The 14,692-nt window shown below is 70.0% G+C and carries 14 protein-coding genes and 1 riboswitch; of the genes, 7 read left to right on the top strand and 7 right to left on the bottom strand.

The window, feature by feature from the left end; translation table 11 throughout:
* Window positions 1-5: 5 nt before the first annotated feature.
* The 4 genes from NKJ47_RS18680 (at window position 6) to NKJ47_RS18665 (ending at window position 4,854) form a co-directional block, all read left to right on the top strand.
* Complete coding sequence (locus tag NKJ47_RS18680) at window positions 6-215, top strand: heavy-metal-associated domain-containing protein (RefSeq protein ID WP_254459231.1); 210 nt, start codon at window positions 6-8, stop codon at window positions 213-215.
* Window positions 216-339: 124 nt separating this feature from the next.
* Entirely contained in the window at window positions 340-1,443 is a 1,104-nt protein-coding gene (locus NKJ47_RS18675; RefSeq protein ID WP_254459230.1) for a PLP-dependent cysteine synthase family protein, read from the top strand.
* A gap of 61 nt (window positions 1,444-1,504) precedes the next feature.
* Entirely contained in the window at window positions 1,505-3,529 is a 2,025-nt protein-coding gene (locus tag NKJ47_RS18670; RefSeq protein ID WP_254459229.1) for a M3 family metallopeptidase, read from the top strand.
* Window positions 3,530-3,987: 458 nt separating this feature from the next.
* On the top strand, window positions 3,988-4,854 hold the full coding sequence (locus tag NKJ47_RS18665; RefSeq protein WP_254459228.1) for an SH3 domain-containing protein: 867 nt from the start codon (window positions 3,988-3,990) through the stop codon (window positions 4,852-4,854).
* 46 nt (window positions 4,855-4,900) lie between these two features.
* Here the strand turns inward: NKJ47_RS18665 and fabB are convergent, their stop codons facing one another.
* Window positions 4,901-6,109, bottom strand: a complete 1,209-nt coding sequence (fabB, locus tag NKJ47_RS18660) for a beta-ketoacyl-ACP synthase I (RefSeq protein ID WP_254459227.1) — start codon at window positions 6,107-6,109, stop codon at window positions 4,901-4,903.
* Complete coding sequence (gene fabA / locus NKJ47_RS18655; protein ID WP_254459226.1) at window positions 6,109-6,624, bottom strand: 3-hydroxyacyl-[acyl-carrier-protein] dehydratase FabA; 516 nt, start codon at window positions 6,622-6,624, stop codon at window positions 6,109-6,111. The genes fabB and fabA overlap by 1 nt, the downstream gene beginning before the upstream one ends.
* Window positions 6,625-6,833: 209 nt before the next feature.
* Between fabA and dinB the strand changes: the two genes are divergently transcribed.
* The gene (dinB, locus tag NKJ47_RS18650; protein WP_254459225.1) at window positions 6,834-7,895 is read left to right on the top strand and encodes a DNA polymerase IV; all 1,062 of its coding nucleotides are present in this window, start codon (window positions 6,834-6,836) and stop codon (window positions 7,893-7,895) included.
* Window positions 7,896-8,269: 374 nt separating this feature from the next.
* Entirely contained in the window at window positions 8,270-8,923 is a 654-nt protein-coding gene (gene gph / locus NKJ47_RS18645) for a phosphoglycolate phosphatase (protein WP_254459224.1), read from the top strand.
* A gap of 82 nt (window positions 8,924-9,005) precedes the next feature.
* Here the strand turns inward: gph and NKJ47_RS18640 are convergent, their stop codons facing one another.
* Genes NKJ47_RS18640 through NKJ47_RS18630 form a run of 3 tightly spaced genes read right to left on the bottom strand, consistent with a single transcriptional unit; the run spans window position 9,006 to window position 10,743 of the window.
* Complete coding sequence (locus NKJ47_RS18640; RefSeq protein WP_254459223.1) at window positions 9,006-9,848, bottom strand: MBL fold metallo-hydrolase; 843 nt, start codon at window positions 9,846-9,848, stop codon at window positions 9,006-9,008.
* 15 nt (window positions 9,849-9,863) lie between these two features.
* Window positions 9,864-10,190: a hypothetical protein gene (locus NKJ47_RS18635; protein WP_254459222.1), complete on the bottom strand. Its 327-nt coding sequence runs from the start codon at window positions 10,188-10,190 to the stop codon at window positions 9,864-9,866.
* 7 nt (window positions 10,191-10,197) lie between these two features.
* Window positions 10,198-10,743 carry a hypothetical protein gene (locus NKJ47_RS18630; protein ID WP_254459221.1) on the bottom strand — a complete coding sequence of 182 codons (546 nt, stop codon included), beginning with the start codon at window positions 10,741-10,743 and terminating at the stop codon, window positions 10,198-10,200.
* A gap of 162 nt (window positions 10,744-10,905) precedes the next feature.
* On the opposite strand from NKJ47_RS18630, the gene NKJ47_RS18625 reads away from it, so the two are divergent.
* Window positions 10,906-11,805, top strand: a complete 900-nt coding sequence (locus NKJ47_RS18625; RefSeq protein WP_254459220.1) for a LysR substrate-binding domain-containing protein — start codon at window positions 10,906-10,908, stop codon at window positions 11,803-11,805.
* A 40-nt stretch (window positions 11,806-11,845) separates the two neighbouring features.
* Here the strand turns inward: NKJ47_RS18625 and NKJ47_RS18620 are convergent, their stop codons facing one another.
* Window positions 11,846-12,301: a GNAT family N-acetyltransferase gene (locus NKJ47_RS18620; protein WP_254459219.1), complete on the bottom strand. Its 456-nt coding sequence runs from the start codon at window positions 12,299-12,301 to the stop codon at window positions 11,846-11,848.
* Window positions 12,302-12,482: 181 nt separating this feature from the next.
* Window positions 12,483-14,354 (bottom strand): TonB-dependent vitamin B12 receptor, encoded by a 1,872-nt coding sequence (gene btuB / locus NKJ47_RS18615; RefSeq protein WP_254459218.1) that lies wholly within the window; start codon window positions 14,352-14,354, stop codon window positions 12,483-12,485.
* A 114-nt stretch (window positions 14,355-14,468) separates the two neighbouring features.
* A riboswitch (cobalamin riboswitch) is annotated at window positions 14,469-14,685 on the bottom strand.
* Window positions 14,686-14,692: the final 7 nt, after the last annotated feature.

Here is a 14,692-nt window from a genome sequence, read left to right as displayed (position 1 = left end):
ATGACATGCAGCATCTCGATCTCCTCGTCCACGGCATGACCTGCGGCGGCTGCAGCGCGCGGCTGCAGCGGGTGCTGGACGCCTGCCCGGGCGTGACCGCCAGCACGGTGGTGCTGGAAGGCGGGCGCGTCGGCATCGACTACGACCCCGCGCGCATCGACGTGGCCGCGCTGCAACAGGCGATCGCCGACGCCGGCTTCGTGGTGGCCGGCTGAGCGAGGGCCGCTGCCGTCGGCGTGCGACGGCGGGTGAACGCCGGCGTGGCCGCCGCTGCCGCGCATGGCCCGGGCGCGCGGCCGGGCGTGTATCGTGGGCGCGATTTCTCCCTCCCGCACCGCCATGACCCATCGCGCTTGGGTGGCTGCCGCCATCCAGAAGATCGAAGCCGACTTCAACCGCTCGGCCGATACCCACCTGATTCCGCTGGACCTGCCCGGTTTCCCCGGCATCGACCTGTACTTCAAGGACGAGTCCAGCCATCCCACCGGCAGCCTCAAGCACCGCCTGGCGCGCTCGCTGTTCCTTTATGCGCTGGCCAACGGCTGGCTGCGCGAGGGGCGCCCGGTGATCGAGGCCTCCAGCGGTTCCACGGCGGTGTCCGAGGCGTACTTCGCGCGCCTGCTGGGGCTGCCGTTCATCGCGGTGATACCGGCCAGCACCTCGCCGGAGAAGATCGCCGCGATCGAGTTCCAGGGTGGGCGCTGCCACCTGGTCGGGCGCGCCTGCGACCTGCACGCCGATTCGGTGCAGCTGGCGCGCGAGACCGGCGGCCACTTCATGGACCAGTTCCTGTACGCCGAACGCGCCACCGACTGGCGCGCCAACAACAACATCGCCGAGTCGATCTTCCGGCAGATGCAGGAGGAGCCGCATCCGATCCCCGAGTGGATCGTGTGCAGCCCCGGCACCGGCGGCACCGCGGCCACGCTCGGCCGCTACGTGCGCTACCGGCGCCATCCCACCCGCATCCTGTGCGCGGATCCGGAGGTGTCGCTGTTCTTCGACGGCTACCGCGAGGCGCTGGCCGGGCGCGACTACGCCGGCCTGGAAAGCACCGGCGGCTCGCGCATCGAAGGCATCGGCCGGCCGCGGGTGGAGCCGAGCTTCATTCCCAGCTGCGTGGATGCGATGGTCAAGGTGCCCGACGCGCTGAGCCTGGCGGCGATGCGCTACGTCAGCGCACGCCTGGGCCGGCGCGTGGGCGGCTCCACCGGCACCAACTTCGTCGGCGTGCTGCAGGCGGCCACGCGCATGCGCGAACAGGGCCGCAGCGGCGCCATCGTCACCATCCTGTGCGACAGCGGCGAGCGCTACGTGCACAGCTACTACCGCCCGCAGTGGTACGCCGAACACGGCATCGACGTGGACCAGGCCGATGCGCAGCTGGCCGCGGCGGTGGCCGGCGCCGGCTTGCCGCCGCTACCTTGTGCGGCGCTGGACTGACCGCCATCTGCCTTCCATGACCGGCCGCGCCGGTCCTTCCTCCGCTACCGAGAGTTCCGCGATGACCAATCCCCTGCTCGACTTTTCCGGCCTGCCGCGCTTCGATGCGATCCAGCCCGAGCACATCGCCCCGGCGATCGACACGCTGCTGGCGCAGGCCGAGGCCGCGGTGGCCGCCGCCGAGACGGTGGCGCCGGTGCGCTGGGACAGCTTCGTGGCGCCGCTGGACGACGCCACCGAGCGCCTGTGGCGCGCCTGGGGCCAGGTGAGCCACCTGCAGGCGGTGGTCAACACGCCGGCGCTGCGCGAGGCCTACAACGCCAACCTGCCCAAGGTGACGCGCTTCTCCAGCGCGCTGGGGCAGAACCTGGCGCTGTTCGCGCAGTACCGCACGCTGGCGCAATCGCCGCAGGCGGCCGCACTCGCCCCGGCGCAGCGCAAGGTGCTGGACAACGCGCTGCGCGATTTCCGCCTGGGCGGCGCCGAACTGGGCGAGGCCGACAAGCAGCGCTTCGCCGCGATCCAGGAGGAACTGTCGGCGCTGTCGGCCAAGTTCTCGCAGAACGTGCTCGACGCCACCGATGCGTGGTCGCTGCTGATCGACGACCCGGCGCGCCTGGCCGGCCTGCCCGAGGACAGCATCGCCGCCGCGCGCGCGGCGGCCGAGCGCGACGGCCAGGCGGGCTGGAAGCTGACCCTGCAGATGCCGTGCTACCTGCCGGTGCAGATGTACGCCGAGGACCGCGCGCTGCGCGAGACGCTGTACCGCGCCAACGCGATCCGCGCCTCGGAGTTCGGCGATGCGGCGCTGGACAACAGCGCGGCGATCGGCCGCATCCTCGCCCTGCGCGGCGAACTGGCGGCGCTGCTCGGCTTCGCCAGCTACGCCGAGTACTCGCTGGCCACGAAGATGGCGCAGGATCCAGCGCAGGTGCTGGAGTTCCTGCACGATCTGGCCGCACGCGCCAAGCCCTACGCGCAGCGCGACCGCGCCGAGCTGGAGGCCTATGCACGCGAGCACCTGGGCCTGGACACCCTGGAAGCCTGGGACCTGGCCTATGCCGGCGAGCAGCTCAAGCAGGCGCGCTACAGCTTCTCCGAGCAGGAGGTGAAGCGCTACTTCACCGAGCCCAAGGTGCTGGAGGGGCTGTTCGGCCTGATCCACGACCTGTACGGCTTGCGCGTGGAGGCCGACAGCGCGCCGGTGTGGCATCCGGACGTGCGCTTCTTCCGCCTCAGCGACGCGCAGGGGCGCCTGGTCGGGCAGTTCTACCTGGATCTGTACGCGCGCGAAGGCAAGCGCGGCGGCGCCTGGATGGACGATTGCCGCAACCGCCGCGAGCGTGCCGAGGGCGTGCAGACCCCGCTGGTGTACCTGGTATGCAACTTCGGCCGCGGCAGCGACGGCAAGCCGGCCACCTTCACCCACAACGAGGTCACCACGCTGTTCCACGAGATGGGCCACGGCCTGCACCAGTTGCTGACCCAGATCGGCGAGCTGGGCGTGGCCGGCATCAACGGCGTGGAATGGGACGCGGTGGAACTGCCCAGCCAGTTCATGGAGAACTTCTGCTGGGAGTGGCCGCGCCTGCAGGCGATGACCGCGCACGTGAACAGCGGCGAACCGCTGCCGCGCGCGCTGTTCGAGAAGATGCTGGCGGCGAAGAACTACCAGAGCGGCATGTTCACCGTGCGCCAGCTCGAGTTCGCGCTGTTCGACATGCAGTTGCACCACAGCTTCGATGCGCAGGCCGACAGCGTGCTGCAGTTGCTCGAACGCGTGCGCGATGCGGTGGCGGTGAACCGGCCGCCGGCGTGGAACCGCTTCCCGCACCAGTTCAGCCACATCTTCGCCGGCGGCTATGCGGCCGGCTACTACAGCTACAAGTGGGCCGAAGTGCTCAGCGCCGACGCCTACGCGGCGTTCGAGGAAGCGCCGGACCAGTTGGCGGACACCGGCGCGCGCTTCCTGCGCGAGATCCTCTCGCGCGGCGGCAGCCGCCCGGCACTGGAGAACTTCACCGCTTTCCGCGGCCGCGCGCCGGAGCTGGAGGCGCTGCTGCGGCATAGTGGCATGGCGGGGTAGGCGGGGAGTCGGGATGAAAGCCGGGATTAGGGATTAGGGATTAGGGATTAGGGATTAGGGATTAGGGATTAGGGATTAGGGATTTTTCGCGCGTTTCTGGCAGTTGCGAGGATGTTGTGGGAGGGGCTTCAGCCCCGACGGGCTTTTCCGGGAAAGCCCGTCGGGGCTGAAGCCCCTCCCACAAAAAGCGGCGACTTTTTCATCGGAAGGCGGCCACATTCTTCAGATCGCTTGATCGCGATGTTGCTCCGTGCACGACGACCCCGTTGCCGTTCTCGAATCCCCAATCCCCAATCCCCAATCCCCAATCCCGGCTTTCAACAGCCGCAGGCGGGTCATCCCGAATCCCAAATCCCGAATCCCGGCTCCTCTGTGCTAGAACAGGGCACAGCGGCACATTGATGTTTGCCGCCGCGATCGCGGCGCAGGACACAGCCGCACTGCACAAGGGGGACCGCATGAAGCGAGCAAGGTGGTGGACGCCGTTGCTGTTGGCAATGGCAGCGCCGGCATTGGCGCAGGACGACAGCGGCACCGTGCGCATCGGCGCCAGTCTGCGTGCCGGCCCGGCGCCGGGGTATCCGCGGGTGGCGACCGCCGTCACCCACGACACGCTGCAGGTGCATGGATGTACCCAGGACTGGTCCTGGTGCGATGTCAGTTGGCGCGACAAGCGCGGCTGGCTGCCAGGCGGGGCGATCGACTTTGCGACGCACGGCGAGGGCACTGCGCCCGCCGTGCCGACTGTCGGCTTTGCCCTGGATCGCTACTGGGATGCGCACTACCGCGGCCTGCCCTGGGCACGCGAGCGCGAACGCTACCGCCCGTTGGAACGTGCAGCCAATGCGGCCGGCCCCGCGCAGATTCCGACTCCGCTGCAGCGGCAATTGGCGCCGCAATGGCGGGCGCCGCCGCCAGTGTCGTCTGCCTCCGAGGCAGTGAGCAGCGCGCCGCAATGGACGCCGCCGGGCGAGCGGATGTATCAGATCCCGCCGCCGGACGCGCTCAATCCCCGCTACAACAAAGACCTGTCGAAGGAACTGCAACGGCAGGAAGACGACCGGCGCCAGCGCGAATCGCTGGGATTGCAGCCGGTGCCGCCGCCTGCGTCCGCGCCCTCGGCATCGCCGGCGTGGCCGCCGTCGCCGGCGACCATCCAGTGGGTCGAGCGGCATTCGCCGAAGCCGACCTCGCCTCCGCCTCCGCCACCTCCACCTCCACCTCCACCTCCACCTTCAGCGCCACCTTCAGCGCCACCGGCCAAGCCGGCAGCGCACAAGGACGACGACGCCGGGCGTCGCGACGTCAGGCAGCTGGAGCGCTGACGCGCGGCACGCTGCCGCTGCCGGCACTGTGCAGGCGTGGCCCGACTCAGGCCTTGGCGAACACCAGCGCCGCGTTGGTGCCGCCGAAGCCGAAGCTGTTGGACATCACCGTGCGCAACGCGGCGTCGCGGCTTTCGCGCACGATCGGGAAGCCCTCGGCGCGCGGATCCAGCGTGTCGATGTTGGCCGAGCCGGCGATGAAGCCGTCGCGCAGCATCAGCAGGCAGTAGATCGCCTCGTGCACGCTGGCCGCGCCCAGCGAATGCCCGGACAGCGCCTTGGTCGAGGACAGCGGCGGCACCGCGTCGCCGAACGCCGCGCGCACCGCCTCCAGTTCGGTGACGTCGCCCAGCGGCGTGGAGGTGCCGTGGGTGTTGAGGTAGTCGATCGGCGCGTCCACGCCCTGCAGCGCCATGCGCATGCAGCGCACCGCGCCTTCGCCGGACGGGGCGACCATGTCGGCGCCGTCGGAGGTCACGCCGTAGCCGACCAGTTCGGCATGGATGCGCGCGCCGCGCGCCACCGCGCGCTCGTAGTCCTCCAGCACCAGCATGCCGCCGCCGCCGGCGATGACGAAGCCGTCGCGCGCGGCGTCGTAGGGCCGCGAGGCCACCGCCGGCGTGTCGTTGAAGCCGGTGGACAGCGCGCCCATGGCGTCGAACATCAGGCTCATGGTCCAGTCCAGTTCCTCGCCGCCGCCGGCGAACATCACGTCCTGCTGGCCGTGGCGGATCAGGTCCGCCGCCGCGCCGATGCAGTGCGCAGAGGTCGCGCAGGCGGCCGACAGCGAATAGCTCACGCCCTTGATCTTGAACGCGGTGGCCAGGCTGGCCGACACCGCCGAACACATCGTGCGCGGCACCATGTACGGGCCGACCTTGCGCACGCCGCGGTTGCGCAGCAGGTCCGCCGCTTCCACCTGCCAGTGGCTGGAGCCGCCGCCGGAGCCGGCGATCAGGCCGATCCGCGGGTCGCTGATCGCCGCTTCGTCCAGGCCGGCATCGGCCAGCGCATCGCGCAGCGCCAGGTAGGCGTAGGCCGAGGCGTCGCCCATGAAGCGCTTGAGTTTGCGGTCGATCGCCGCGTCCAGGTCCAGTTGCACGTCGCCGCCGACCTGGCTGCGCAGGCCGGCCTCGGCTGCCTGCGCGTTATGGCGGATGCCGGAGCGGCCCTCGCGCAAGGCGCGCGACACACTGTCCAGATCGTTGCCCAGGCACGAGGTGATGCCCATCCCGGTAATGACCACGCGCCGCATCAGAAGGCCTCCGTCGAGGTGAACAGGCCCACGCGCATGTCCTTGGCGGTATAGATCTCGCGCCCGTCCACCGCCATGCGGCCGTCGGCCACCGCCATCACCAGCTTGCGGTTGATCACCCGGCTGATGTCGATCTCGTACACGACCTGCTTGGCGGTGGGCAGCACCTGGCCGGTGAACTTCACTTCGCCCACGCCGAGCGCACGGCCACGGCCGGGTGCGCCCAGCCAGGTCAGGAAGAAGCCGGTCAACTGCCACATCGCATCCAGGCCCAGGCAGCCGGGCATCACCGGGTCGCCGATGAAATGGCAGCCGAAGAACCACAGGTCCGGGCGGATATCCAGTTCGGCGCGGATCACGCCCTTGCCGTGCGCGCCGCCGGTCTCGTCGATGGCGACGATGCGGTCGAACATCAGCATCGGATCGTTGGGCAGGCGCCCGGCGTTGGCGCCGAACAACTCGCCGCGTGCGCTGGCGAGCAGTTGCTCGCGCGAATAGGAGGACAGACGACTCATGAGCGGAACATTCCCAGGCGAGACAGTCGAGGCGCGCAAGAGTGCATGAGCGTCGCGCGTTCAATCAAACGTTTTATCCGTACGCACGCGTAGTGTCGGCACCCGCGGCGACGCGCGCACTGCGCCGGATCAAGGCGCGCATTCTCAGTCCGTGCGCAGTGCCGGGCTTATCATGCGGATACCGTTCGCAGGCGTAGGGTAGGGGGTCGATGCGCAAGATCATTCACGTCGACATGGATGCGTTCTACGCGTCCGTGGAGCAGCGTGACGATCCGGCGCTGCGCGGCAAGCCCGTGGTGGTGGCCTGGCGCGGCATGCGCTCGGTGGTGTGCGCCGCCTCCTACGAGGCGCGGGTGTTCGGCGTGCGCTCGGCGATGCCGGCGCTGCGCGCCGAGCGGCTGTGCCCGGACGCGATCTTCGTGCCGCCGGACTTCGCCCGCTACAAGGCGGTGTCGCGGCAGGTGCGCGAGATCTTCCAGCGCCATACCGACCTGATCGAGCCGTTGTCGCTGGACGAGGCCTATCTGGACGTCACCGCGCCCAAGGGCGAATTGCGCACGGCCACCGAGATCGCGCAGACCATCCGCGCACAGATCCGCGAGGAAACCGCGCTGACCGCCTCGGCCGGGATCGCGCCGAACAAGTTCCTGGCCAAGATCGCCTCGGACTGGCGCAAGCCCGACGGCCAGTTCGTGATCCGCCCGCATCGCGTGGAAGCGTTCCTGACCCCGTTGCCGGTGAACAAGGTGCCCGGCGTGGGCAAGGTCATGGAGGCGAAGCTGGCGGAACTGGGCATCGCCACCGTCGGCGACCTGCGCGCGCGCAGCGAGGCGGAACTGGAGGCGCGCTTCGGCAGCTTCGGCCTGCGCCTGTACCAGCGCGCGCGCGGCATCGACGAACGCCCGGTGGAGTCGGACCAGCCGGTGCAGTCGATCTCCTCCGAGGACACCTTCGCCGAAGACCTGGCGCTGGACGCACTGGAGCCGGCGATCCGGCAACTGGCCGAGAAGACCTGGAACGCCACCCGCCGCACCGAGCGCATCGCGCGCACCGTGGTGCTGAAGCTGAAGACCGCGCAGTTCCGCATCCTCACCCGCAGTTTCACTCCGGAGCAGCCGCCGGAATCGCTGCAGGCCTTGATCGACATCGCCCTGGCGCTGCGCGAGCGCGTGGACCTGCCGGCATCCACCCGCTACCGCCTGGTCGGCGTGGGCCTGTCCGGCTTCCACGAGCGCGAGCCGGGGCAGGCGCAGGGGCGCTTGTTCGGTTGATCTGGGGGAGCAGGAGCGCGCGCGTGGCTGACGTTTCAGTGCCTCCTCGGCCAGGTGCTGGTCGCTGCGAGGTCGCACCTGTATGGGTGCGTGGATTGAAACAACGATGACGAATTGGCGCTAATTGAGGCGCTGCTGTCGCATCCTCGCGGGTGCGTGGATTGAAACGCGTGGGCGATGCTCTGGAGGCTATCCGGCGTCTCGTCGCACCCTCGCGGGTGCGTGGACTGAACCAGATGAAGAACACGTTGCGTCGTGCCGACGCATCGCTGGAACGAGGCGACGTCCCCGCGCTTGCGGCCTCGTGCGCGCCACGGCGGCGCACACGTCCGGCGCCGCTACAATGGGGACACCCTTTTACGCGCAGGTCGGCGATGACATTTCCGTACGCATTGGTGGTGTTCGACCTGGACGGTACCTTGGTCGACAGCGGCGCCGACATTGCCGAGGCGCTGAACCGCACCCTGGTCGACTTCGGCCTGCCGCGCGTGCCCGAGGCCACGGTGCTCGGCTGGATCGGCGACGGCGTGCGCAAGCTGGTCGAGGCCGCCTGGCGGCATGCCGGCGATGCCACGCCGATCGACGCGGTGATGCCGACCTTCATGCGTCACTACGCCGAGTGCCTGTTGCGCAGTCCGCGGCTGTATCCCGGCGCGGCCGAAGCGCTGACGCAGTTGCACGCCGATGGGGTGACGCTGGCGCTGTGCACCAACAAGCCGTCGGCGATGGTGCCGCCGCTGCTGCGCCATCTGGGCGTGGCCGATCTGTTCTCTGCCGTGCTGGGTGGCGACAGCCTGCCCGAGCGCAAGCCCAGCCCGGCGCCGCTACTGCACCTGGCGCAGCAGTTCAGGCAGCCGCCAGCGCACTGCCTGATGGTCGGCGATTCCCCCACCGACCTGCAGGCCGGCCATGCCGCCGGCATGCCGGTGGCGCTGGTGCGCTACGGCTATCCGCGCGATCTGGATCTGGACACAGCCGACGTGGTGCTGCTGATGGACGACCTGCGCGAGTTGCTGACGCTGCGTTGACGCCGGCGGTGGAACGCGGCTGGCACGGCATGGCCGCTGCCTGCGTGCCGATGGGCAGCGGCCGCAGGTCGCCATCGACCGGTCACGACCGAGCGCTGGCGATTGCGTAGCCGGTGCCGCGGCGTTCGATGTGGGCGAAGCCGGCCTCGCGCAGATGCATGCCGGCGATCGGCAGCCGCTCCGCGCTGACCAGATCCAGCAGCGCCGCGCGGGTCGCGGTGGCGAGTTGCCGATCGTGGTCGAAGACCACCGCCACGTCCGGGCGCGGGATCTGGATGTCGGGAAAATGCACGATGTCGCCCCACACCAGCAGGCCGCGGCCGCCGGAATCGAGCCGATAGCCGGTGTGCCCGGCGGTGTGTCCCGGCAGCGGCAACGCGTGCATGCCGGGCAGGATTTCGCCGTCGTCGAACCTGCGCAACCTGTCGCGATAGGCCGCGAACACCTGCCGCGCGAGCAGGAAGTTGCCGCGGGCACGTGCGGGCGCGCGGCTCAGGTTGGCGTCGTCCTGCCAGAACCCGACTTCGCGACGCTGCACGAGCAACTCCGCATTCGGGAACGCGGCGTCTCCGGATGCCTCGATCAGCCCGCCGACATGGTCGGGATGGGCGTGGGTCAGCAGTACCGCATCGATCTGCGCCGGCTGCAGTCCGGCCGACGCCAGGTTGCCGCGCAACCGGCCGGCGCCGTCGCGGAAGCCGCCGGCGCCGGCATCGATCAGCACGGCGCGGCCGCCGATGCGCACCACGTAGCAGTTGATGTGCACCGCACTGGGCTGCAGCACCCGCGCGGCCTGCTGCATCTGCAGCGCATCGGCCGCGGCGATGGGCGACAGGATCTCCAGGCCGGTGGCGAGATAGCCATCGCTGAGGGCGGTGACGCTGACATCGCCGATCTGCAGGTGCGGAAACGTGGGGATGGACATGCGGATCCCGGGGGCTCAGTTGCGTGCGTGCAGTTCGGCGGGCGCGTGGCCGACGCAGCGGATGCGTGCGGTGGCGCCGGTCGCGCCGCGGATGGCGTCGTCGATTGCGGCCATGAACCGCTGCATGACCGCCGGCGTGCGCGCGTCGGCGCGTCGGTAGCGGAGTTCCGCGAACACCGGGTGGCCACGACCGTGCCGGACCGGCACATAGATGATGTGCACGTTCTGCACCGCGGCCAACAGCACGTCCGTGCACAGCGCGGTGCAGTGGTCGGTCAGTGCGGCCAGCACCGGATCGGCCGGCATGGCCTGCGCGGGGATGAAAAGGGTGAGGTTCGGCATCGCGCGCCTACTGCGGCATCGTGCGGGCGATACCGCGATCTGCGACCAGTTGCGCGGTCATTGGCGCGTAGGCCTGGAGATCCTGCGCCAGCTTGCCGATGGCCGGCAGCCGGGCGCGGTCGCACCTGGCGAGCCAGCGCTGCGCCGGCACCTTGTCCAGTTCCACCGCATGCAGGCCATGCGGCGCGAGACCGAGCCGCAACAGCGATTCGGGGCCGTCGGCGCTGACCAGCAGCACCTCGTCGCGCGCCACGGCCGGCGCGCGCTCCAGGCCGTCATAGAGATTGCGGTGCCAGTCGGCGATGTGGCGTTGCCAGCGGGCGAAGTTGCCGCCGCCCTTCTGCCGGTATTCCGCACCGCTGAGGATGTGCGGGCCGTCGATGGCGTGCAGCGCAAGATAGGTAGGACTGCCGTCGCGAAGGGCCTTGAAGCGCTGCGAACTGCGAAAGCCCTCGACCGAGATCAGCGCCGGCAGTTTTTCCCGGCTGTAGAAGTCGTTCCATTCCGCTTCGCTGGCGGGATCGGCGAAGCTGCATTCCACGGTGTAGAGCATCGGATCGTCCTGGGCCGGAACGGTGCGTGCCGGCGTGTCATGGTTGAGGATGACTCATCCTAGTCCGGTGTTTTCTGCGTTGATATCGATATTCGGTCACCCTTCCGTGACTGCATGTCATGCTCGGACTGGTAAAGTGCGCCGCCTGCTACCGGAGCCGATATGCGCCGCAAGATCCCCAGCCATTCCGCGCTCATGGCGTTCGAGGCGGCGGCCCGGCATGGCAGTTTCGCGCGCGCGGCCGAGGAACTGGTCCTGACCGAAGGCGCCATCAGCCGTCAGATCGGACGCCTGGAAAGTTTCCTCGGCGTGGTCCTGTTCGAGCGCATCGGCAATCGCGTGCGGCTGCTGCCGAATGGCCGGCGCTATGCGGCGCAGGTCCGCGAGATCCTGGACCGGCTGGAGCGCGACAGCCGCGATCTGATGGGGCGGCCGCGCGACGGCGCGAGTCTCGACATCGCCGCGCTGCCGACTTTCGCCATGCGCTGGCTGATTCCGCGGCTGGGCCGGTTCCAGGCGCGGCATCCGCAGATCACCGTGCATCTGGCCGAACGGATGGAGCCGTTCGTGCTCGTTGGCAGCGGCTTCGATGCCGCGCTGCATTTCGAGCACCCGGCCTGGGCGGGGATGCGCGTGCAGCGCCTGCTGCACGAAGTGCTGGTGCCGGTGTGCCATCCGCGGCTGTTGCACGGGAAGGACCCGACCAGCGCGCTGGATGCGCTGCCGCGGCTGCAGCGCCGGCAAAATCCGGATGCCTGGCAACGCTATGCGCAGGAGTCCGGGATCGCCCTGAGCCACCCCGCGCACGGCGCACGCTACGACCTGCATGCCATGGCGATCGAAGCCGCACTGGCCGGCCTGGGGGTCGCGCTGGTGCCGCGCCTGTATGTGGAAGCCGAACTGGCCGACGGCCGCTTGCTGTGTCCGTGGCCGGCGGCCACCTCGATCGCCAAGACCTTCTGCCTGGTGCTGCCGGAGCCGGTGCAACTGAGCGATGCGCCGCTCCAGCGATTCGTCGACTGGCTGCTGGAGGAGGCGCGCGCCACCGCCGCTGCGCACTGACCGCGCCGAGGGCGGCGTCGCCGATGGCGGCGCGAACCGCTCAGCGCGGCAGCCGATACTCCAGCACCTCATCGCCCAGGGCGTCGATCGCGCCGGTCGGGCGCCAGCCGAGGTGGCGATAGAACCCATGCGAGCGCAGCGCCGGGTCGGCCGCGCAGCCCAGAAACAGGCGTGCGAAGCCCCAGCGGCGGAAATCCTCGACCATCCGCGCCAACAGCGCCTTGCCGATGCCGTGGTTCTCCCATTCGGGCAATAGCGCCAGCACCATGATTTCGCCGTTGTGGCGGTTGCCGAAGCAGTAGCCGACCATGCGCCCGGCGACCTCGGCCACGTGCCCGGGCACGCTGCCATCGGCGATCCACGCCTGCCAACTGCCCGCATCGATCCCGAGCGCGGCCAACTGCTCGGCGGAGAATGCGTTCTCGCGGGTGCGTGCGCGCAGGTCGATACAGGCGGCCGCATCGGCGGGAACGGCAGGGCGATAGACGACACGCATGCTGGCAATCCTTTGCATCGGCCGGCACTGCCGGTGGGTGCGCAGCATGCCATGGGCACGCTGCGCACGCCCGCAAGCAGCCGCGTCACCGCCCCTGCAGGAGCGGCTTAAGCCGCGAACGGAGCGTTCCTGGCGATGCCCGTTCGCGGCTGCGGTTGTTCCTGCGGCGCGCTGCGTGCGGTCAGCGCACCGCCGGCGCGTAGCGCAGGGTCAGCGCGTACTCGCGGCCCGGCTGGTTGTACCAGTTCACCGTCTGGTAGTCGCGGTCGAACACGTTGCTGGCCTTGGCCTGCAGTGTCCAGTCCGGGGTGAACGCGTATTCCGCGCGCAGGTCGACGGTGCCGTAGCCGGCCAGGCGCACGCGGTTGGCCGCGTCGTCGAAGCGGTGGCCGCTGCCGAAGACGGTGACGCCGAGCTTGACCGGGCCGATGCCGCGGTCCACGTCCAGGCGCGCGGTGTTCTGCGCGCGGCGTGCCAGCCAGTTGTCGCGGTTGTCGCCGTCGCTGCGGTTGCGCGGATCGGTGTGGCTCAGCTGCGCCGACAGTTCCCAGCCGGCCAGCAACGCATAGCCGGTCAGTTCGGCGCCGCGGATCCGCGCCTCGTCGACGTTGACCGGCAGGAAGCTGACCGCGTCGTAGGAGATCAGGTCCTTGACCCGGGTCTCGTAGGCGTTGAAGGTCCAGTTCCAGCTGTCGGCGTACTGCGCAATGCCGAGGTTGCCGCTCTTGGAGCGCTCCGGCTTCAACGCCGGGTTGCCGGCGAACGGGTAGTACAGGTCGTTGAAGGTCGGCGCCTTGAAGCCGGTGCCGACGCTGGCGGTGAGCTTGAGGCCGTGGTCCAGCGCCAGGCCCCAGCCGAGGCTGCCGGTGGTGTGCTCGCCGAACTGCTCGTTGTCGTCGCTGCGCACGCTGGCCTGCACCTGCTGCGCGCCGAAGCGGCCCTGGTACTCGGCGAACACGCCGGTGTTGTCGCGGCTGTCGACGTCGAAGGCGGTGCTGCTGGCGACGTGCTCGCGCTGCCAGTCGCTGCCGACGCTGAGCAGGTGGCCTTCGGCCAGGGTGATGTCGCCCTGCAGCGAGGCGGTGTCGCGGCGGCTGTCGAAGGTACTGACGAAGCTGCGGGTGCGCGCGCCGGGGGCGCGGTAGTAGCTGTCGGCGTCGTCGACGTTGCGGCCGAGCTGCGCCGCCAGGTGCAGGCGATCGGAGGGCGTCCAGTCGAGCTTGCCGCCGAACACCTGCTGGGTGTTGTCGGCCTCGTTGCCGGCGAATTGCGGGTCGCCGTCGTACTCGTTGCGGCTGTCGATGTTCAGCGCCTGGCCTTCGATGCGCAGCGTGTCGGTCAGCGCGTAGCCGCCGCGCGCGCTCAGCGACACGTTGCGGTAGCCGTCGCGGTCGGGCTGGTCGACGAAGCAGCCGGCGAACAGCGTGGCCGAGCCGTTGCAGGCATTGATGCCGTCGGTCTTCTGGTAGCCGCCCTGCACGGCCAGCCAGCCGCGCTCGCCGCGGTTGCTGAAGCCGGCGCCGGCCTCGCGCAGGCCGTGGCTGCCGCCGCCCAGGCTCAGGTTCTGCTGGAAGCCCTGGCCGCCGCGGCGGGTGAAGATCTGGATGACGCCGCCAATCGCGTCCGAGCCATACAGGCTCGAGCGCGGGCCGCGCACGATCTCGATGCGCTCGATCTGGCTCAGCGGCAGGTCCTGGAACGCGGCCAGGCCGGCGCTGGCCGAGCCGATGCGCACGCCGTCCACCAGCACCAGCACGTGGTCCGATTCGCTGCCGCGCAGGCTCAGCGTGGTCAGCTTGCCCAGCCCGCCCTGGTTGGAGATGCCGATGCCGGCGCGGCCCTGCAGCAACTGCGCCAGCGAATCGGCCTGGCTGCGCTCGATCTCGGCGCGGTCGATGACCTGCGCCGGGACCACGCTGTCCTCCACCGAGATCTGGGTGCGGGTGGCGGTGACCAGGACCTGGTCGAGGTCGGTGGCGGCATCGGCGGCATGGGCCAGCGCGGGCAGGGACAGGGCGGACGCGATCGCGACCGAAAGCAGGCGGGACGACATGGGTGGCAACTCCGGCGCGCGGCTGCGCGCTGTGACGGCAAGGGAGTCGCGAACGGAAGGTGCAAGCGGACGGCGCCGGACGCGGCGCGGCACGCCGCGACGCCCTCCGCATCGCAACCAGTGAACTGCAAGGCCGGTCTCCGGGCTGGCGATCGGGGAGGCGGACCTCCCGGCTGCGACGCCTTCCCATGCCGGGGCACAGTGGCGCAGGTCGTCAGCGCGGATCGCTTACCGTTGCGGGGGCAGCGCCGGCCTTGTCGCAAGACGCACCGGCTTCCCGTTTCAACCCGCTGACCGGAGCCGGCGGGTCACCTTGAAGCGGCGCGATTGTACGCGAT

This window comes from Xanthomonas sacchari, assembly GCF_024266585.1.
In the GTDB taxonomy this organism is placed as follows: Bacteria; Pseudomonadota; Gammaproteobacteria; order Xanthomonadales; family Xanthomonadaceae; genus Xanthomonas_A; species Xanthomonas_A sacchari_C.
Note: the sequence above shows the minus strand (reverse complement) of the source record. Positions and strands in the feature narration are given on the sequence as shown.